Here is an 18,551-nt window from a genome sequence, read left to right as displayed (position 1 = left end):
GAAAAATTATGAGATGGAGCTTAAATGAGCTGTACCAGTCATTTGAATCAGAAGAATTTGTGAAGGATTCCGGAAAGATTCTGGAACTGATCGGAGAAGTCAACAGTTTTGCGGAGAAGGAGCTTAAAGAGCCTGATCACGCAAAGGAGAAGATAGAAAAATACCTTGAATACGACATGACGCTGTCAAAACTCATCTCCAGAGTGCTGGGTTATTCAAGTCTCACCATGTCTGTAGATGCAAGAAATGAAAAAGCGAGAGAAAACTATTCAAGAATAGCCATGAAATTGTCCGACCTGACCAAAGCTGAGGTCATGTTCAACCGGTTCATCGACAGGACGGAGAATCTCGAAGAAATCATAGAGACAAGCGAGCTTCTCAAGGAGCATGAATATATTCTGCTTGAGACCAAGAGAAATGCAGAGTATCTTCTGAGTGATGAAGAAGAAATCCTCATCTCAAGGATGTCCAATACAGGATCCAAAGCCTGGACGGATCTCCAGAACATTCTCACCTCAACACTTCTTGTGGATATCGAGATGGATGGTGAAATGAGAAAGCTTCCTCTTCCCGCAGTGAGAAACCTTGCCTATGACAAGGATCCATCTGTAAGAAAGAAGGCTTTTGAAGCGGAAATTGCCGCATATAGCCAGGTGGAAGAATCCTCAGCGGCAGCGCTGAACGGCATCAAGGGTGAAGTGCTTACTGTAACAGAACTTCGTGGATTCAAAAATCCTCTGGAAGAAACCCTTGTACAGTCCCGTATGGAGAAAGAGACACTGGATGCAATGTTCACAGCCATTAAGGAAACGCTCCCCATGTTCAGAAAATACCTGAGAAGAAAAGCGGAACTTCTGGGTCATGAAAACGGACTTCCGTTCTATGATCTTTTTGCCCCTATGGGTGAGTCACAGCTGAGCTTCTCCTATAAAGAGGCCATGGACTTCGTGGTGAAGAATTTCAGCACCTTCAGTACAAGACTTGGCGATTATGCCCGCGGAGCCTATGAGAAGAACTGGATGGATGTCGAGCCAAGAGACGGCAAGAGAGGCGGGGCTTTCTGCTCAAATCTTCATGTCATCGGTGAGTCAAGAATCATGTCCAATTTTGATGGAAGTTTCAGCAACATGACTACTCTAGCCCATGAACTGGGACATGGGTATCATGGATTCAATCTGAAAGATGAGTCCATCCTGAACAGCAGCTATCCGATGCCTATTGCGGAAACGGCGTCGATTTTCTGTGAAACCATCGTCGTGAACGCTGCCCTTAAGGATATGGATGAAAAAGAAGCGGTTACGATCCTTGAGCAGTCCATCTCCGATGCCTGCCAGGTCATCGTGGATATTTATTCCCGTTATCTCTTTGAAACCAGACTCTTTGAAACACGGGCAGATCATCCGCTTTCTGTGAAAGAGCTGAAAAGCTATATGCTGGATGCCCAGAAGGAAGCCTATGGTGACGGTCTTGACAGTGATATGCTTCATCCCTATATGTGGCTGAACAAGACCCATTACTACTCTGCAGGAAGAAATTTCTATAACTTCCCGTATGCCTTCGGACTTCTGTTCTCCAAAGGCCTCTATGCCATCTACCTGAAAAGAGGAGAGGAGTTTGTCCCTGAGTATGACGAGCTTCTTGCTGTTACAGGTAAGAGAAGCATAAAGGAAGTTGCAGAGAGAATGAACATCGATGTGACAAAACCTGACTTCTTCAGAGACTCTCTCTCCATCATCGAAAAAGATATTGAGAAGTTTCTTGAACTGACAAAGAAATAGATAAACTTCAAAAAGAAGCAGCTGATGAATGAATAGCAGCCTCTTTCTTTCGTGGACATCTGGATTACGTCAAGGACCACTTAGAAAGAGGCTGTTTTAAGAAAAAGCTCTATTCCTTTAACCGTGAGGCTAAAGGAATAGAGCTTTCTGATTTTGAAGCTGTAAAAAGGGTCAGCTTAAGCGGAATAGTTTCTGCACGCTTCACTGCAAGTTCTGCAGGATTCTGCGCAGGCTTTGCAGTGCTCATGGTCATGCTTCTCGCACTCTTCTGCACAAAGATCACAGATTTTTGCACACACTGCCACCAGGTCTTTTGTGACCTTGCCGCTTAATGTAAGCTGAGCGGAAACGAAACCGCAGACATCTGCGCATTCCCGATCAAGCCTTATGCACTCTGCCATCATCTTCACATCGTCTTCTTTGAGACAGGCATCAAAGCAGTGATTGCATGATATCATGCATTCCTGCAGGGTAGTCATAAGTTTCTTATCCATGATTTTCCTCCTCATATAAATATGTTCTGCCGTTACATGACCAATATAGGGAAAAAATGTGGCACACCTGTGGATAATGTGTTAGGAAAGGGAAAATAATCAAATGGGAAGACCAGTGCCTCTTAAGATAATCTTCTCTGAAGAAACACTGATCTGTTGGATTGATGTCTAATTTACTGGAGTAACCGTTATGCCGCTGGACCTCGGTTCTTGAGGATGAATCCCAGAAGAAGGGTTTTGAGTTCCTCCGGTTTCTCGAATATGGACACATGGCCGCATTCAGGAAGGATGACATATTCCGAATTTCTGATCTTATGATGGATAAGCAGAGACTGCTTCGGTCTTTTGAGGATGTCCTCCTCACCGCAGATGACAAGGGTTTTCACACGGATATCCTCAAGGATATCGGTCATATTCACATCGTTTATAAAGGTATCGTAGAGAATGATCTGTCCATCCAGATATTCCTGGCCCACATGTTTGGTGGCTTTTGCTCTTGCTTCAAGAAACTCCGCGTTTTCTCTCATAAATTTCTCTCCGTAAATGGAGGGTGCAAGAATATTGAAGAACTTTTCACCGTCACCTTCCTGAGCAGCCTTCTTCCATGAGGAAATGAAATATTTCATCACCGGGTCAAGCTCGCTTGTGGAATCGATGATGGTCATGGTCCTCATGGTGCTGCCATAAAGAGAGGCAAACTTCATGGCCACCTCACCGCCGTAGGATGTGCCGATGAAATGTGCGTTTTCGATTCTAAGCTCTTCAAGAAGCATTTTAAGCTCGTCTGCATGTTCCTGAAAGGTATAGGGACCATCCGGTTTATCCGATTTCAGCTGTCCTTTGAAGTCATGAAGAAGGACTCTGAAACCCAGGTCTTCAAAGGGCTTTGAAAGTGCATACCAGCTGTTTGTACTGGCCATAACACCATTAAGAAATACTATGGTTTCCTCTGCGTTCTGATTACCCCGGATTTCATAGAAGATTTTTGTTCCATTAATATCAAAAAAGACATAAAAATAACCCCCCAATTACTAAATGATATAACATCATTATAAATTAGAGGGTACTGATTCAAAAGTATATAAAAATGGATTCTACTTGTACAGAATGCCCATTTCATCCATGAGATGATAAAGGAACTTCGCTGCACCGTCCTCATCATTGGAAGGAGCGATATAGTCCGCTATGCTCTTCACGTTTTCAACAGCATTGCCCATTGCGCCTTTTATTCCCGCAATCTTGATCATGGACAGATCGTTATAGTTATCTCCGATGACCGCCACATCTTCAAGATCCACCTGGAGATGCGTACAAAGCTGCTTGAGTGCAATACCTTTTGAGGTTTGGCTGCTGGTCATCTCGAAATTGTATTTCCAGGAACTGAAGGTTCTGATTCTTTTATCCATAGTGAAATACTCCATGGATTTCTGGATTTTGTTGAGGTACGCACTGATGGATGATACGCTGTTTCCGCTTTCAATGCTCATGAGCAGATCCTCCATGGTGGGAACAACCTTAAGATTGCCCTGGGAGAGAACAAGACCCAGCACATCTTTTTCCAGTTCTTCTTTTTTCAGGGTATCCGATGCGCCTACATCTTCAAGTTCTTTGTAAAGAAGATCAAGTCCGCCCTGAGTGATGTAGGTATACTCGTCATCCGCAACTTCAAACTCCAGATTCTGCTGCTTGAGATAGGTGATGATTTCACGTACCTGATCCTTTGGGATGGACGTGGAGTGCATTTTTCTTCCGTTGGCATGATAGACACTGGCACCGTTACTGGATATGATATATGGCTTTACGGGAAGCTCGGCGATGATCCCTAGAATATCATTATATGATCTTCCTGTGGCGATGCACACGGGCATACCTGTGTTCATGGCAGTTCTGATTGCATTCATACTGAAAGGGGTGAGCTGATGATCAGAATTTAATAAAGTTCCATCCAGATCTGTTACAAAAAGTTTCATATGAACCCTCCAAATTGCGATTTCTCTTTCATCCAAAGTATATCATACGATACCGTTTTCAGGTTCACACTATTTTAGGCAGCTGCAGATATCAGTCTGCAGCTGCCTATACAGCAGTTTATTTTATGACATAGGGAATCTGAAAATGGCTTTCACACCGCTGTCAAGGGACAGCTTCTCGTCTGATACCACATAGACCTTGGCTTTCTGTTTTATGGCCATGAGCGCCAGATCATTAAGCATATCGCCGGATCCGTTTTCATCCAGCAGTTTTTCATTGTCCGGATCGATATGTCCGGGAACCGTCTTGTTCAGATTGACGAGCAGAGTGTCGATCCTCATGTCTCTTGCCGCTCTTGCAATCTCGCTGATATCTTCTGATGCCAGTTCTCTTGATTGTGACAGTTCATATCTGTCTACGGCCTTTTCGAGATTTTCATTGAATCTCGGCTCCATAATCTTCCAGGCCAGATCTCTCAGTTCTTTTTCATCCAGGGATTGAGGATCCTTGCTGATTCCTTCCTTCATCAGGTAATCGTTATGACTGATCTGGGCAAACTCCGACTGTTTTTCAGGAAGAGTTGCGAGAATCAGCGGAACTTCAGTTCTCTTTGAATGGTTGTCCGTGATATATCTGTCCACCCATCTGAAGTATTTCTCCATGTCCACTGCTTCCTCGTCTCTTGTGGAGCCGGCAACACCGAATCTTGTTGCGCCGCCTTGTGAACCCATACCCACGGAAGAACCCTGCATATGGTTTTCTTCATAGAAGTATCCGACGACGTCCTTTAGGGATTTGTATTCATCCTCAGGAATCGTAACTTCTCTTAGCGCATACCTGTTGCCCTCATAAAGCTTGAATCCATCCTTGAACAGCGCCAGAATCTGGAAACTGTCATCCGTCTGATAAGCGTTGAGCAGAGGCTTGATGTAGAAAGTGCTGGAGACCTCACAGTATTCCATGACCTCTCTCTGAAGTTTATATACGACAACTTCATCCTCCGATGCAAGGATACCAAGTCCATCCAGCTGATAGGACCAGAAAGTTTTATCGTCTAGCATTTCTCTTAAATTTTCCAGGATCTTTTCAGTGGCTTTTCCGGCATAGTCTGATATCAGAGTATGTTCTACCTGCCTGAGAAGGTTCTTAAACCGGATACTGTTGTTCTTTGTTTCAGTAGCTATCCTGCTTGTCGGCATGTAGATGGAGACTAGAGGCGGTTCACTCTTCTCAATGATGGGGTGCGGGAATTTTTCTGCAATGATGTAAGTCATAACATACCTCCTAGTTATATTTGATTAAAAATCCATAGATGTGTATGAAACACATTTTTATGAGTGGATAAAGTATACTATAAAAAATTGAACACAATATAAAGGATTGATTAACACCTATGTCACATGCACTGGAGAGGATGTGTGCAGTAAAAAAACCGGCCCCGATTGGCCGGTTTATCAGATCAATGAATTTCATAATTCGCTTTTTCTTTAAAGGTTATTTTTCTTCTTTTTCATCCACCAGAGGCACTTCTGCACTATCTTCACCTTCAGCTGCCGCAACATCGGCTGCTTCATCTTCTTCAGTTACTGAAGTTGCGGAAATGACGACTCCAATGAGTACATCTTCCTCATTAACCACTTCGATTCCTTCTGGAACCTCAATGGCATTGACGAAGACTTTTTCTTCAAATTCCAGTTTGCTTACATCCAGTTCCAGTCTTTCTGGAAGATCCTCAGCTGGTCCTTTCAGTTCTAGTTCCTGAAGGCTAGGCTGGAAAATCAGCTGGCTGTACTGCAGTTTTTCTTCGCCGGTAATATGGATCGGTACATTTACTGTGATGATCTCACGTAAGGAGATGGATTGGAAATCGATATGCTCGGGCAGGAAAGTTGCACCGTTACGCTGAACTTCCTTTACGATGACATTGACTGTCTCATCCAGTCCCTCAAGTTTGATGATCGATGTCTGGGTGTTTTCCTTTAGAAGCTTATTGGCTTCCTGCAGGGTTATTTCAACGGGTAAAGAATCTTTGTAGGATTTACCGTAGATCACCGCAGGCACAACGCCCTCTCTTCTCAGCTTCTTCGCTTTCACACCGTCTCTTCGTCTTTCGATCTGATATACTGTATTACTCATAAAATCACTCCTCATACTTTTGGTATATCATTTATCTGACAAGATCTATTGTACCCCAAAGGAAATGAAATCAGCTTAAATATTGTGATAATTCAGAAGATGTTGTCTCCTGGTTTACGTTCTGTTTCAAATCTTTACACGAAGTTCTTATTAATGACCAACAGTATGCATGAATTTCATCAGATCTTGCGTAATTTTCTCCTGCATATAGTATAATAAAAACAACAAATCAAGGTTAAAGGTGGGGTTAAAATGCTTAAAGTTGTGAAAAGAGATGGCAGGATCAGTGACTTTGCTCGTGACAGAATCAAGATCTCCGTTGCAAACAGCGCCAGAGATTCCCGGATTCAGGTAACAGAGAAAGAGCTTGAGCTGATTGCCGACTCCGTGGAAAAGACCATTGTCAGAGTACGTGGAGAAGAAGGCATCACATCAACCTATGAAATCCGAGGTGTGGTTGTGAGAGTCCTCAAAGAGATGGGGTACAGAAATATCGCAAAAGACTTCTATGAAGGTGAAAAAATCAGAAAAAGAGAAGAATAGAACTCCTGAACAGCGGGAGCTGAACAGGTCGGTGTAAAAATAATGGAGGTGTAAAGATGGAACTGCTTATTGTAACAGGAATGTCAGGGTCAGGTAAATCTGTAGCGATCAACGCTCTGGAAGATCTGGGCTTTTACTGTGTCGACAATCTGCCTCCTCAGTTTATATTGTCCTTTGCAAAACTGAGTATCGGGACAAAGGGTAAGGAAGACCGTCTGGCACTTGTGGTGGATGCCCGAAGCAAGAATGTGTTCAATGATCTTTATGAAGAGATCCGAATGCTTGATGAAAATAAAATCAGATATAAGCTCCTCTTTCTGGATGCATCTGATGATACTCTTCTTAACCGCTATAAGGAGACAAGAAGAAAACATCCCATGATGAGCAGCGACATCACGTCCCTTGATGTGGCCATCGATAAAGAAAGAAGCTCCTTTGAAACTATAAGGAGCCGTGCAGACTATATCCTTGATACCACATTTCTCAGCAGTGCAAATCTTAAAAAGGAAGTCATCAAGCTCTTCCAGCTTGAAGGCACACATAGCATGCAGATCAAGACAGTATCCTTCGGTTACAAGTATGGCATACCCAATGATGCCGATCTTGTCTTTGACCTGAGATATCTGCCCAATCCCTATTATGTACCTGAACTGAGAGAAAAGACGGGAGAAAATGATGAGGTCTTCAACTATGTCATGGAAACCGGACTTGCACAGACACTTTTCGATAAACTGATGGATCTCATCGAGTATCTGGTTCCCCTTTATATTGATGAAGGAAAAAGCCAGCTTGTGATTGCCTACGGATGTACAGGCGGAAAGCACCGCTCCGTTTCCTTTGCAAGAAGGACAGCGGATTTTCTGACATCAAAGAACTGCAGTGTTGTTACCCAGCATCGTGATATCGATAGGATTTAGAAATAATGAACGAAAGAAGTAGGGTTGTTCCATGAAGAGAAAACAGAGTATATCGGTCATTTTGTTCCTTTTCCTCTTTGTCATGAGTGTTGCAGGCTGCGGGTCCGATAAAAGAGAAGAGCTGAACCGGAAACTTGAGGAAGGTGAGGTTCTGCTTTCACAGGAGAAGTATGATGAAGCTGTGATTTTTTTTGAAGGTCTTTTCAATGCGCATCAGGACAGTATCAGCATCATGGAAAAACTGGACTATTCAAGAGTCATGTCCGCTTCAAGGCAGCATCTTGATGAGGCACTTCGGCTTCTTGAAGAAGAGCACTACCAGGAAGTCTATGAAGCTTTAAGCGGAGTGTCCAGCATCGATGAAAAGGGTCAGCTCGAGAAAGATAAAATATTTTCTGAAATACGATCGGTCTATGTGGATCGGGCAGAAAAACTGAGCGACGCACGGCTCTTTAAGACTGCCATGAAAGAGCTGGATGAATACCTCGCATTTGTAACGACGGATTTTGAAGTGGAAGAGATGAAGACAGATATCCTTGCGAAAAGTATGATTCCACTAGAACCTGTGGTTGAAGAAGTGAAGAAGATCATCGTCATAAACCCTGGACATCAGGCTGTGCAGGATAAGGAAAAGGAACCTCTGGGACCGGATTCCACAAAGCTCAAGAATCGTGTATCTTCAGGGACAAGAGGCGTAGCTTCAGGTGTCTATGAATATGTGCTGAATCTTCAGGTTTCACTTAAGCTGAGAGATGAGCTCGTAAAAGCCGGATATGAGGTCATCATGACAAGAACCACCCATGAGGTTTCCATCAGCAACAGAGAAAGAGCTGAGATGGCCAATGAAAAAGGTGCAGATCTCTTTATCTCCATTCATGCCAACGGCAGTGAAAACAGAAATAAAAAGGGGATCATGACCATCTATCCTTCAAAGGAAAATCCCTATGTCAGTCATCTGAGTGATGAGTTTCTGAAACTTTCGACTGTTCTCCATGAAGAGATGATTAAAGCCTCCGGTGCAGAGAGTGCCGGTGTCCAGGCTATGGATAACATGGTCACTTTAAACTGGTCTAAAGTTCCTGCGACCATCGTAGAGCTTGGCTATATGTCCAATAATGAGGAGGATCTACTCCTTAATACTGAAGAATATCAGGATAAGCTCGTCGTGGGCCTTGTCAATGGAATAAACAGATATCTGGATGAAAAAACACCATAATAGACAGAAACGATCATCTCATGAAGATGGTCGTTCATTTTTCCTGAAATCCGTAGGATTCTGGAAGCTCTCTTTCTGAAAATGCTGATCATCAAATGTAAACAATCAATATTATCCTATGTTATGGCGCGAAAAATCGGTATAATTTACCTAATATGATAAACAAAAAAAGAGAAATCATATATGAAGCTATGGTTTGAAACGAAAGAATGGTGAAGAAATGAAATTATGGGGCGATAAAAGTTATCATAGCTTGAACTACTTCCTGAGAGAGAAATTTCAGGACAAGGTCTATAAAATCAGCCTGGATGCGGGTTTTTCCTGCCCCAACCGGGATGGGACGAAAAATGGAACAGGGTGCATTTTCTGCAGTGAAAGAGGATCCGGAGATTTTGCAGGAAATCGGGATTTCAGCATACAGAAACAGTTTGACGACATCAGCTGCAAGATGGAAAAGAAATGGCACAGCGGGAAGTATATCGCATATTTCCAGGCGTATACCAATACTTATGCCGAGCCGGATGTCTTAAGGGGAAAATATGAGGAAGCGATTTCTCAGGAGGGTGTTGTGGCGCTTTCCATAGCAACAAGGCCAGACTGTCTTGGAGATGAAGTGCTTTCTGTCCTTTCCGAGTTCAGCGGCAGGGTATATACCTTCGTGGAGCTTGGCCTACAGACCGTAAGCGATTCAACCGGCAGGGCCATCAACAGAGGATATGATCTTCCGGTTTTTGAAAAAGCGGTGGAAGATCTTAGAAAACTCGGAATCGATGTGGTCGTTCATGTGATTTTCGGTCTGCCGGGTGAAGAAACGAAGGATATGCTCGATACCGTACGATATCTGGCTGGAATGGATGTCCAGGGTGTGAAGTTTCATCTCCTTCATCTCATGAAGGATACACCCATGGTTCACCTCTATGAAAGAGGAAAACTGAAGTTCATGGAAATGGACGAGTATGTTTCGCTCGTAGCTGAGTCAATCGCTCTACTGCCTGAGAACATCGTGATTCACAGGACCACGGGAGATGCACCAAGGGATCTTCTCATCGGACCCATGTGGTCTCTTAAAAAATGGGAGGTTCTCAATGCCATTGACGACTATTTCAGAAAGAACGATCTGTATCAGGGAAAGAATTGCAGTAGACAAAAGAAAAGTGACCATTACACTACACAAGGAGTAAATATAGAATGAAGATTGATATTATAACCGCGGGAAGCCAGGTGATACCGGAGCTTGTCAAGAATACCACAGTAATTGTAATCGATGTGCTAAGAGCCACATCAGTCATCATCACAGCCCTGAAAAACGGTGCAAAGAGCGTTGTGCCGGTCACATCGGTGGAGGAAGCTCTGGAGACCAGAAAGAAACTTGAAAACGTCGTTCTGGGTGGAGAAAGAAAGGCGCAGAAAATCGAAGGGTTCGATCTGTCCAATTCACCTGAAGAATACACAAGTACAGCTGTATACGACAAAAATGTCATCATCACTACAACCAACGGCACGCTGGCCATATCAAGAAGCGGTGCGGCATCGAAAGTCTATATCGGAGCACTTCTTAATGCAAAGGCAGTCTCGGCAAAAGCGGTGCAGGAGAATAATGACATCGTCATCGTGAATTCAGGAACAAACGGGCATTTTTCAATGGAGGATTTCATTGCATCAGGAGCCATCATAAAGGATATCCTGGATGCTGCGGAGTATGAACTGACCGATGTGGCCAAGACCGCTCTTCTCATCTACAGTAGTCATACTGATTTAAAGAGCTACGTCCATCAGGCGGAGCATTCGAAGGTCCTCATGAACCTGGGCCTTGAAAAGGATGTCCATTATTGTCTGCAGAAGGATCTCTTTGATATTGTTCCGGAGTACAAACACGGAATCATCAAACTGGAATTTTAATATAGAAGAAAGAAGGAAGCAGTGCATTCATGATGTTACACTGCTTCCTTCCTGATTATCGCTCTATTTTTTCCATATGATCGACCGGTACCCATCCTGCATCCGCTGTTCTTTCACTTACGCAGTATGCCCAGCTGTTCACTGTTTTTTTGACCTGAACGACTTCACCTACGGTGATTTCCAGTTCTCTGGAAGAATAGTCTTCAAGCAGGATGGATTCCTCATCCACATCCCTCAGATATTCTCTTGGAATCCAGCCTTCCTTCAGCGTGTCGCGTGCGATGCAGTAGACCCAGTTCTTCCAGATGGGATTGCCGATGTATTCTTCGAGGCGCAGGACACGGTCGTTTTTCTTCACTTCGATAAGATTGGCCTGGTTGACGATGTGGTTTCTGATGATCACATGTCTCATCTTCATATTCTCAGTGTTTCTGCAATATCTGAAATGATGAGATCCATCTCTTCAGATGTCAGATTCTCCCTGATTTCGTAATAGGGTGTCAGCATACAGTTTCGGTCGAACAGTCTGAAAAGCTCGATCATAATCGGACTGCTTTTCGGTTCTACGCGCTGTGACTCATCTGCTCCATAGGATAGTACACCGAGAAAGGTACTGCCTGCGCGAACCCTTTCCATAACTTCATTGACCAGCGGAACCAGATGGGACTTGATATACTGTGCATAGATGTCTTCTTTTAGACCGTCTGACTCCGATTTTTTCATCCGGTAAAGCGCATAATGCTTTTCGATGTTCGGCAGGGCAATGAGATTGATGTTAAGATCGATGAGATCCTTCACAACGGGTAAGGGTCCTTGAAATGTCTGTTTTTCCTGAGGCAGGACGCCCTGGTCCAGTATGCTGCTTGTGACAACAAGTATTTTGTCTACCATGGTAAGACCTCCTTGAAGTGAACTTAGTTTAATTATGACATTATTCTGAAAGAAACTCAATGAACGGATATGGAACAAGCGTTACAGTAAGGTGAACATTATATGATTTACTGTCAATACAAAGATGATTTAGGTATAATTCAAGGTAAGGAGTGATATTATGGACAATCAGATTGATCCCAGAATCATGGACAACATAACAAAAATCTGCATCTGCAGAGCCATACCCAGAAGCAAAATCAAGGATGCTATCCGAAAGGGTGCGGACAGTGTCATAAAAGTCAACGAAGTGACCGGATCAGGTTCGGGTGAATGCAGGGGAAGACGCTGCGGGCTCAAGATAAAAGGGCTCATCGACGGATACAGAAACGGAGAGTGGGAATAATGAAGAAAATATTCCGGAAAAGCCTGGGACTTCTTCTGCTTCTATCCGTTTTTTTCACCATTACAGGATGTGAAGTTCTGTCTGAGGACGATATGGGCACGGTTAATACCGAGGTGGAGTCTCCTATAGGAGAGCCGGATCAAGGCGAAGAATCATCCGCAGTAAAGAAAGACGGGTATTATACAGGAAAGGAAGAAGTTGCGGAATACATCCATATCTATGGGAGACTTCCGGATAACTACATCACTAAAAATGAAGCCATGGATCTTGGATGGGATGCAGATAGAGGAAATCTCTGGGACGTCACAGACGAGATGAGCATCGGCGGAGACAGATTCGGAAACAGAGAAGGGCTTCTGCCCGATGCATCAGGACGAAAATGGTATGAAGCGGATATCGACTATGATGGTGGAAGACGTAATGCTAAAAGGATAGTCTTTTCAAATGATGGACTGATCTACTATACGGATGACCACTATGAGTCCTTTGAACAGCTCTACTGACAGAGGGGGAGAAAGAATGAACAGGATCATACTGAACGGAAAAAGAATGATTACAAAGGAAGTCACCCATGCCTACCTTAAAAGAAAATTCTGTTTCCCGGATTACTACGGCAGAAACCTTGATGCGCTCTGGGACCTCTTAAGCACAAGAGCAAAAGATACAGAGATTGTCATAGTGAACGCCTCTGAGATTACCGCGCATCTCGGAAAGTATGGCAGGTCACTTCTAAGGGTATTTGATGATCTCAATGAGGAAGCGAGGCATGTCAGGGTGACCTACCTCAACTGAAAAATAAGGAAACAAAAAAATCACGGCATTAGTCGTGATTTTTTCTTGTATAGATTTATCTACTGTTAAGAGGATGATCTGTCTTTATCCGTTCTTCTTCTGAGTTTTTTCGATGGTTTCGTTACTTTCAGCAGTTTTACGGGTTTCGTCATTGAACGCTTTTCAGCGGTGAATATATAGTATCCTTCAGTTTCGGTGACACGGACCCCGCCAAAGACTGAAATTAGTCTGTTTTTATACCATTTCAGTCTTTTTGTGACCATGATCATTTTTCCGCCTATGCTCAGTTTCAGAAAACCTTCTTCGATGAAGCTTTTCGCTACCGAAAAATCGGTGTGATAGGGTGGGTTGGAAAGGATCAGCGTGAAATCGGAATCCGGAAGATTTCTGAAGCCATTACTTTGAATCACTCTGATTCCCGGCAATCCGTTTAAAGCGGCATTTTCCTGTGCAAGCTTTACAGCATCTTCAGAGATGTCGCACATGACAATCCGGTCTTCTCCGATCATCTTTCCGAGATATATTCCCGCTGCACCATATCCGCAGCCTAAATCAAGCACTTTATCTTTAGTGCATACAGATGTCTCTTTAAGCATGGCAATTGTTCCTCTGTCTATGAATTCCGGTGAGAACGTGCTGCTCGAGGTGTGGAACTGAAGTTTCTGGTCTATGATGGTCTCTTCTATCATATGTCTATTCCTCCCTCATTTGTAAGAGAACCAGTATACCACAGAAAGTCATGCATGTTTTCCCGCAGCAGAAGGGCTGAAAGAGAAGCCTTTTCATGAACGGGACACAGCAGGCACCTTGAGATGCTTTTGTTTCAGGATATTTTTCTTTGTATTCATAGAATGTTCGGCTTTGACTGGTTAAATAGGATATAATAGATAGAAGCGAGGCAGCGGATTACAGATGAAGATATGCCTCATAAGGAGAGAAATATGGAATATAAATATCTAAAGATGAGAGAAATTATCGAAAAATACGAAGAAGAAGAAATTCAGAACACTTTAGATCTCATGAATGCCGACTATGAAGAAGATGCGGAAAAGGAAGAGCTGATCAATCTTCTGGAAAAAGCGCTGACAGACTATGTCATTGAAGTCTACTACATGCTTTCCCATGAAGACCTTGTTCTCCTCAACAAAATGAAGGAAAATCACGGAGAATATACATTCCGGGACGATAATGATAATGAGGGGCCTGCAGCCGAGCTTGAATCTCTCAGCAGTCTTCTTGATTTGTGCCTCGTCCATCCGGACTTTGACATGGAGGATATCGGACAGATTCATGCTCATGTCAGCCAGGAGTTTATCGATCTTTTTGAAGTGTACCTTGTACCCGAGAGGCTCAGCATGGCAGCGTATCTTGATGAAGCGGCTAAGATCATAAAGGGTGCACTGTATTACTACGGTGCGGTTGAAATCGACAGGCTCTATGAAATTGTGAGCAGGAATCACGGCAATATGGACAGCAAGTTCTTTAACCGTGTTCTATCCTATAAATACTCCCTTCACGATGCTTACGCCTCCATTATGTATGAGGACAAGGAATATATCGTAGACATCGATTTTGAAATCTTCTATGATATCTCAGAAATCAGAAGATGGAACAAGGGGCAGGGATACAAGGCATATGAGCGATTGGATTTTCTGGATGCCTCAGATCCTTCATACATCGAGCAGGAAGAAGAGTACGAGAAGCTCTTTAGCTATTTCCAGGAGCACTTCACCCCTGATGAGGAGTTTATTACCCTATATCCTCATATCCCGGAAGAATTCTATTTCGGATTCTATCTGGACAGAACCATTGAGATCGCAAGAAAAACCCGTGAAACCGATGAGGTGATCAATGAGTTCCTGGCAGATATGAATTTCGACCAGGAAGAAGACATCAAGAGCGGGAAGAAAATGCTCAGGGATTATTTAAACCGCATCAGCAGATGGGACAATCTCGGCTTCGCAGATGACGAGATGCCGAAGCTGAAGCTGGACAGGAATGTGGTCCATATGAAGGCCTATGTGAGCAAAAAAGATAAGTAGCCGTCTTTCTCCTTACAGCAGTTTCAGGGCTATAGCGCTCTGTTTACTTGTTTGACAAGGGATTATGCATATAATATAATGATTAGGTCAAACACTGTGAAAAGGACAAGTACCTTCTGTAAAAGGCTTTCAGAGAGAGGTTGCATGCTGAAAAACCTTAGCCTCAAGAAGAGAAGATCACCTGGGAGTGGATATGCTGAAATGATTTAAGCATATACGTGATTTCGCGTTACGAAATAGGATATTAAGAAGAGTGTTCTTCGCGTATCTGAAATGAATTAATTAGGTGGTATAGCGAGACCTCGTCCTATTTTGGACGGGTCTTTTTTATATATTTTATTTTTGAAAATAAGGAGTTGTAGTGTGATGTATAAGAAAGTTGATGCGGGAAAATCCTTTGTATCAATGGAAGATGAGATCAGAGCGCTTTGGGCGGATAAAAACATCGTTGACAAGAGTTATAAACTGAACCAGGATGGGGAGGTTTTTACATTCTTTGATGGTCCTCCAACAGCCAACGGTATGCCTCACGTCGGACATGTTCTGACAAGAGTCATCAAGGACCTCATTCCAAGATACAAGGTTATGAAAGGCTATAAAGTGCTGAGAAAGGCCGGATGGGATACCCATGGACTTCCAGTTGAGCTTGAGATCGAAAAGAAACTAGGGATCAACGGAAAAGAAGGCATCGAAGAGTACGGCGTAGAGAACTTTATCAATGAGTGTAAGGAAAGTGTATTCAAGTACACCAGCATGTGGAAGGAAATGTCCGAGAAGATCGGTTTCTGGGTAGACATGGAAGATCCTTACATCACCTACAAGAATGATTATATCGAATCAGAATGGTGGGCACTGAAGACCATGTGGGAGTCTGATCTCCTTTATAAGGGCTTCAAGGTCATGCCTTACTGTCCACGCTGTGGAACAGGACTTTCCTCTCATGAAGTGGCTCAAGGATATAAGGATGTCACAGACAGCACAGCCATTGCAAAGTTCAAGGTTGCAGGTACAGAAAACAAGTATATCCTCGCCTGGACCACAACGCCATGGACACTTCCTTCCAATGCTGCTTTAGCGGTCAATCAAAACTTCACCTACGTGGAAGCGAAGGTCGGGGACGAGATTCTGATCCTTGCCAAGGAGCTTTGCGAGAAGGTTCTTAACGGACTGGAATATGAGATTGTACGTGAATTCAAGGGTCAGGAGCTGGTCAATACAGACTACGAGCAGCTGATGCCTTTCCATACCCCTGAAAAGAGAGCATTTTTTGTCATCCACGGAGACTTTGTCACCCTGTCCGATGGTACAGGAGTCGTTCATACAGCACCTGCCTATGGTGAGGATGACTACATGGTGGGTATGCAGAACAACATCCCGTTCATCCATCTGGTCAACGAAGAAGGTAAGTTCGTGGACGAAGTGGAACCTTTCAAGGGAATGGATGTCCGTAAAGCGGACAAGGCGATCCTAAGCTGGCTGGAAAACGAGAACAAGCTTTTCAGCACAGAGAAGTACATGCACTCCTATCCACACTGCTGGAGATGCGATACGCCACTGCTTTACTATCCAAAGGACAGCTGGTTCGTCAGAATGAGCTCACTGCGAGATGAACTTCTGGAAAACTCAAACAGCGTAAACTGGTATCCTGACAATGTAAGAACAGGCAGAATGGGTAAGTTCCTTGAAAATGTCATCGACTGGGGAATCTCAAGAGACAGATACTGGGGAACACCACTTCCGATCTGGGAATGTGAATGCGGTCACAGAGAGTGTATCGGATCCATTGCAGAGCTTAAGGAAAAGGGAATCGATGTTCCTGAGAACATCGAACTCCATAAACCATATATCGATAAGGTGCACCTGACCTGCGAAAAGTGCGGAAACACAATGACCAGAACAAACGAAGTGATCGATGCCTGGTTCGATTCAGGATCAATGCCTTTTGCACAGTGGCACTATCCATTTGAAAACAAGGAAATGTTTGAAGAGAACTTCCCTGCACAGTTCATTTCGGAAGCTGTTGACCAGACAAGAGGATGGTTCTATACCCTTCTTGCCATTTCAACTGCAATCTTCAAGAAGAGTCCGTTTGAAAATGTCATCGTTATGGGACATGTTCTGGATAAGAAGGGCATCAAGATGTCCAAGCATAAGGGCAACGTCGTTGAGCCGATGAAGGTCATCAACGAACAGGGAGCAGATGCTACAAGATGGCATTTCTATACTGCATCCATGCCATGGCTGCCAACCAGATTCTCCCAGGATGATGTGGCTGAAAGCCAGAGAAAGTTCCTTCTGACCCTATACAATGTCTACTCCTTCTATGTACTCTATGCTGAGATTGACCAGTTCAATCCTATGGACTACAAGGATCACAAGTCAGACAATGTCATGGACAAGTGGGTGCTTTCAAAGCTGAACAGTCTGGTGAAGAGAGTGACAGAAGATCTTGACGGATACAGAATCACTCAGGCGGCACTTGCCATTGAGGAGTTTACGGAGGATCTGTCCAACTGGTATGTCAGAAGAAACAGAGCAAGATTCTGGTCAGATGAACTGACAGAGGATAAGATCAGTGCCTACACGACACTTTACAATGTCCTTGTGACACTGGTGAAGACCGCTGCTCCATTTGTTCCATATCTTTCCGAGACCATCTACCAGAACCTCATTGTAGGGCTTAAGAATGATGAGAAGGAATCTGTACACTTCACGAAGTATCCTGAAGCGGATGAATCACTCATCAACACAAAGCTCGAGGAAGAGATGGGCCTTGCCTACAACCTGGTCACACTGGGAAGAAGCGCAAGAAATACATCCAACATGAAAAACAGACAGCCTCTTTCAAAGATGCTGATTTCCGAAAAAGAGCTTCCTGAGTATTATGGAGACATCATCAAGGAAGAGCTGAACATCAAGGAAGTTGTACTGGCTGCAGATCTTTCAAAATATGTCAATTATGAAATCAAACCTAACCTGCCTGTTCTAGGAAAAACCTACGGCAAAATGATTCCTAAGATCAAAGCTGCCATAGACGGAATGGACCAGATGGATCTTGCAAAGAAAGTCAACCGCGGAGATGACGTGACAGTATCTATAGATGGACAGGACATTATCCTGAATCAGGAGAATCTTCTGGTCACCATGCAGGGCCTTGCGGGATATGCTTTTGCCGGTGAAGGTGAACTCGGTGTCATCCTGGATACCAACGTCACGCCTGAGCTTAAGGAAGAAGGGGATGTGCGTGAGCTGATCTCCAAGATTCAGAACCTCAGAAAGGAAACTGGATTTGAAGTTGCCGATAAGATCATGCTTTATGTTTCCGGAAACGACAGACTGATGGACATCATGAGAAATCATGAGGATCATCTGAAGAAGGAAACCCTGACTGCGGATATCAGATATGGTGAAGACCATGCTGCCGAAGAGTTCAACATCAATGGTGAAAGCATAAACATCGGTGTCGAAGTCGTTAAGTAGGAGAAAG

Annotated in this window: 19 protein-coding genes and 1 other annotated feature; of the genes, 11 read left to right on the top strand and 8 right to left on the bottom strand. The window is 43.7% G+C overall.

Features of this window, described 5'->3' with window-relative positions; translation table 11 throughout:
- Window positions 1-8: 8 nt before the first annotated feature.
- A complete protein-coding gene (locus tag RTX25_RS01890; protein ID WP_312649777.1) occupies window positions 9-1,778 on the top strand; it encodes a M3 family oligoendopeptidase in 1,770 nt (589 codons plus the stop codon).
- 176 nt (window positions 1,779-1,954) lie between these two features.
- On the opposite strand, the gene RTX25_RS01885 is transcribed toward RTX25_RS01890, so the two are convergent.
- From RTX25_RS01885 to RTX25_RS01865, 5 genes are all read right to left on the bottom strand, one after another.
- Complete coding sequence (locus RTX25_RS01885) at window positions 1,955-2,272, bottom strand: four-helix bundle copper-binding protein (protein WP_312649774.1); 318 nt, start codon at window positions 2,270-2,272, stop codon at window positions 1,955-1,957.
- A gap of 188 nt (window positions 2,273-2,460) precedes the next feature.
- Window positions 2,461-3,300 (bottom strand): alpha/beta hydrolase, encoded by an 840-nt coding sequence (locus RTX25_RS01880; protein ID WP_312649773.1) that lies wholly within the window; start codon window positions 3,298-3,300, stop codon window positions 2,461-2,463.
- A 66-nt stretch (window positions 3,301-3,366) separates the two neighbouring features.
- On the bottom strand, window positions 3,367-4,242 hold the full coding sequence (locus tag RTX25_RS01875) for an HAD family hydrolase (protein ID WP_312649770.1): 876 nt from the start codon (window positions 4,240-4,242) through the stop codon (window positions 3,367-3,369).
- A gap of 123 nt (window positions 4,243-4,365) precedes the next feature.
- Window positions 4,366-5,517 (bottom strand): hypothetical protein, encoded by a 1,152-nt coding sequence (locus RTX25_RS01870; protein WP_312649768.1) that lies wholly within the window; start codon window positions 5,515-5,517, stop codon window positions 4,366-4,368.
- A gap of 220 nt (window positions 5,518-5,737) precedes the next feature.
- Complete coding sequence (locus RTX25_RS01865) at window positions 5,738-6,379, bottom strand: 50S ribosomal protein L25 (RefSeq protein ID WP_312649766.1); 642 nt, start codon at window positions 6,377-6,379, stop codon at window positions 5,738-5,740.
- 252 nt (window positions 6,380-6,631) lie between these two features.
- Here RTX25_RS01865 and RTX25_RS01860 point away from each other — a divergent pair, with 252 nt between their 5' ends.
- From RTX25_RS01860 to RTX25_RS01840, 5 genes are all read left to right on the top strand, one after another.
- On the top strand, window positions 6,632-6,922 hold the full coding sequence (locus tag RTX25_RS01860) for an ATP cone domain-containing protein (protein ID WP_312649764.1): 291 nt from the start codon (window positions 6,632-6,634) through the stop codon (window positions 6,920-6,922).
- Between the two features lie 56 nt (window positions 6,923-6,978).
- Window positions 6,979-7,839 (top strand): RNase adapter RapZ, encoded by an 861-nt coding sequence (gene rapZ / locus RTX25_RS01855; protein ID WP_312649761.1) that lies wholly within the window; start codon window positions 6,979-6,981, stop codon window positions 7,837-7,839.
- 31 nt (window positions 7,840-7,870) lie between these two features.
- A complete protein-coding gene (locus tag RTX25_RS01850; RefSeq protein WP_312649758.1) occupies window positions 7,871-9,055 on the top strand; it encodes an N-acetylmuramoyl-L-alanine amidase in 1,185 nt (394 codons plus the stop codon).
- Between the two features lie 220 nt (window positions 9,056-9,275).
- Window positions 9,276-10,247 carry a TIGR01212 family radical SAM protein gene (locus RTX25_RS01845; protein ID WP_312649819.1) on the top strand — a complete coding sequence of 324 codons (972 nt, stop codon included), beginning with the start codon at window positions 9,276-9,278 and terminating at the stop codon, window positions 10,245-10,247.
- Window positions 10,244-10,954 (top strand): 2-phosphosulfolactate phosphatase, encoded by a 711-nt coding sequence (locus RTX25_RS01840; RefSeq protein ID WP_312649756.1) that lies wholly within the window; start codon window positions 10,244-10,246, stop codon window positions 10,952-10,954. Before RTX25_RS01845 ends, RTX25_RS01840 begins: the two co-directional genes overlap by 4 nt.
- Before the next feature lie 55 nt (window positions 10,955-11,009).
- Here RTX25_RS01840 and RTX25_RS01835 read toward each other — a convergent pair whose 3' ends face one another.
- Both RTX25_RS01835 and RTX25_RS01830 read right to left on the bottom strand, forming a co-directional pair.
- Complete coding sequence (locus RTX25_RS01835; protein WP_312649753.1) at window positions 11,010-11,366, bottom strand: hypothetical protein; 357 nt, start codon at window positions 11,364-11,366, stop codon at window positions 11,010-11,012.
- Between the two features lie 2 nt (window positions 11,367-11,368).
- Window positions 11,369-11,845: a hypothetical protein gene (locus RTX25_RS01830; protein WP_312649750.1), complete on the bottom strand. Its 477-nt coding sequence runs from the start codon at window positions 11,843-11,845 to the stop codon at window positions 11,369-11,371.
- A gap of 160 nt (window positions 11,846-12,005) precedes the next feature.
- Between RTX25_RS01830 and RTX25_RS01825 the strand changes: the two genes are divergently transcribed.
- From RTX25_RS01825 to RTX25_RS01815, 3 genes are read left to right on the top strand one after another with little or no spacing between them, the layout of a single operon-like run.
- Window positions 12,006-12,230 (top strand): (2Fe-2S)-binding protein, encoded by a 225-nt coding sequence (locus tag RTX25_RS01825; protein WP_312649747.1) that lies wholly within the window; start codon window positions 12,006-12,008, stop codon window positions 12,228-12,230.
- Window positions 12,230-12,733 (top strand): ribonuclease domain-containing protein, encoded by a 504-nt coding sequence (locus tag RTX25_RS01820; RefSeq protein ID WP_312649745.1) that lies wholly within the window; start codon window positions 12,230-12,232, stop codon window positions 12,731-12,733. The genes RTX25_RS01825 and RTX25_RS01820 overlap by 1 nt, the downstream gene beginning before the upstream one ends.
- Before the next feature lie 16 nt (window positions 12,734-12,749).
- Window positions 12,750-13,022, top strand: coding sequence for a barstar family protein (locus RTX25_RS01815; RefSeq protein ID WP_312649744.1), 273 nt, complete (start codon window positions 12,750-12,752; stop codon window positions 13,020-13,022).
- 65 nt (window positions 13,023-13,087) lie between these two features.
- On the opposite strand, the gene RTX25_RS01810 is transcribed toward RTX25_RS01815, so the two are convergent.
- Entirely contained in the window at window positions 13,088-13,711 is a 624-nt protein-coding gene (locus RTX25_RS01810; RefSeq protein WP_312649742.1) for a methyltransferase, read from the bottom strand.
- A gap of 252 nt (window positions 13,712-13,963) precedes the next feature.
- On the opposite strand from RTX25_RS01810, the gene RTX25_RS01805 reads away from it, so the two are divergent.
- Together RTX25_RS01805 and ileS are read left to right on the top strand one after the other, a co-directional pair.
- Window positions 13,964-15,064 carry a hypothetical protein gene (locus RTX25_RS01805; RefSeq protein WP_312649739.1) on the top strand — a complete coding sequence of 367 codons (1,101 nt, stop codon included), beginning with the start codon at window positions 13,964-13,966 and terminating at the stop codon, window positions 15,062-15,064.
- 87 nt (window positions 15,065-15,151) lie between these two features.
- Window positions 15,152-15,377 (top strand) — a binding site (T-box leader).
- A gap of 53 nt (window positions 15,378-15,430) precedes the next feature.
- Window positions 15,431-18,544 (top strand): isoleucine--tRNA ligase, encoded by a 3,114-nt coding sequence (gene ileS / locus RTX25_RS01800; RefSeq protein ID WP_312649737.1) that lies wholly within the window; start codon window positions 15,431-15,433, stop codon window positions 18,542-18,544.
- The last annotated feature ends 7 nt before the right edge of the window (window positions 18,545-18,551 follow it).

The sequence above is a fragment of the Proteiniclasticum sp. genome, assembly GCF_032054185.1.
Taxonomy (GTDB): Bacteria; Bacillota; Clostridia; order Clostridiales; family Clostridiaceae; genus Proteiniclasticum.
This window is presented reverse-complemented; position numbering and strand designations above follow the sequence as displayed.

What these genes read in the sequence shown, in the direction of transcription:
- RTX25_RS01890 (WP_312649777.1), top strand. Translation starts at nt 9, where the DNA reads ATGAGATGGAGCTTAAATGAGCTGTACCAGTCATTTGAATCAGAAGAA.
- RTX25_RS01885 (WP_312649774.1), bottom strand. Translation starts at nt 2,272, where the DNA reads ATGGATAAGAAACTTATGACTACCCTGCAGGAATGCATGATATCATGC.
- RTX25_RS01875 (WP_312649770.1), bottom strand. Translation starts at nt 4,242, where the DNA reads ATGAAACTTTTTGTAACAGATCTGGATGGAACTTTATTAAATTCTGAT.
- RTX25_RS01870 (WP_312649768.1), bottom strand. Translation starts at nt 5,517, where the DNA reads ATGACTTACATCATTGCAGAAAAATTCCCGCACCCCATCATTGAGAAG.
- RTX25_RS01865 (WP_312649766.1), bottom strand. Translation starts at nt 6,379, where the DNA reads ATGAGTAATACAGTATATCAGATCGAAAGACGAAGAGACGGTGTGAAA.
- RTX25_RS01860 (WP_312649764.1), top strand. Translation starts at nt 6,632, where the DNA reads ATGCTTAAAGTTGTGAAAAGAGATGGCAGGATCAGTGACTTTGCTCGT.
- rapZ (WP_312649761.1), top strand. Translation starts at nt 6,979, where the DNA reads ATGGAACTGCTTATTGTAACAGGAATGTCAGGGTCAGGTAAATCTGTA.
- RTX25_RS01850 (WP_312649758.1), top strand. Translation starts at nt 7,871, where the DNA reads ATGAAGAGAAAACAGAGTATATCGGTCATTTTGTTCCTTTTCCTCTTT.
- RTX25_RS01845 (WP_312649819.1), top strand. Translation starts at nt 9,276, where the DNA reads ATGAAATTATGGGGCGATAAAAGTTATCATAGCTTGAACTACTTCCTG.
- RTX25_RS01840 (WP_312649756.1), top strand. Translation starts at nt 10,244, where the DNA reads ATGAAGATTGATATTATAACCGCGGGAAGCCAGGTGATACCGGAGCTT.
- RTX25_RS01835 (WP_312649753.1), bottom strand. Translation starts at nt 11,366, where the DNA reads ATGAGACATGTGATCATCAGAAACCACATCGTCAACCAGGCCAATCTT.
- RTX25_RS01830 (WP_312649750.1), bottom strand. Translation starts at nt 11,845, where the DNA reads ATGGTAGACAAAATACTTGTTGTCACAAGCAGCATACTGGACCAGGGC.
- RTX25_RS01825 (WP_312649747.1), top strand. Translation starts at nt 12,006, where the DNA reads ATGGACAATCAGATTGATCCCAGAATCATGGACAACATAACAAAAATC.
- RTX25_RS01820 (WP_312649745.1), top strand. Translation starts at nt 12,230, where the DNA reads ATGAAGAAAATATTCCGGAAAAGCCTGGGACTTCTTCTGCTTCTATCC.
- RTX25_RS01815 (WP_312649744.1), top strand. Translation starts at nt 12,750, where the DNA reads ATGAACAGGATCATACTGAACGGAAAAAGAATGATTACAAAGGAAGTC.
- RTX25_RS01810 (WP_312649742.1), bottom strand. Translation starts at nt 13,711, where the DNA reads ATGATAGAAGAGACCATCATAGACCAGAAACTTCAGTTCCACACCTCG.
- RTX25_RS01805 (WP_312649739.1), top strand. Translation starts at nt 13,964, where the DNA reads ATGGAATATAAATATCTAAAGATGAGAGAAATTATCGAAAAATACGAA.
- ileS (WP_312649737.1), top strand. Translation starts at nt 15,431, where the DNA reads ATGTATAAGAAAGTTGATGCGGGAAAATCCTTTGTATCAATGGAAGAT.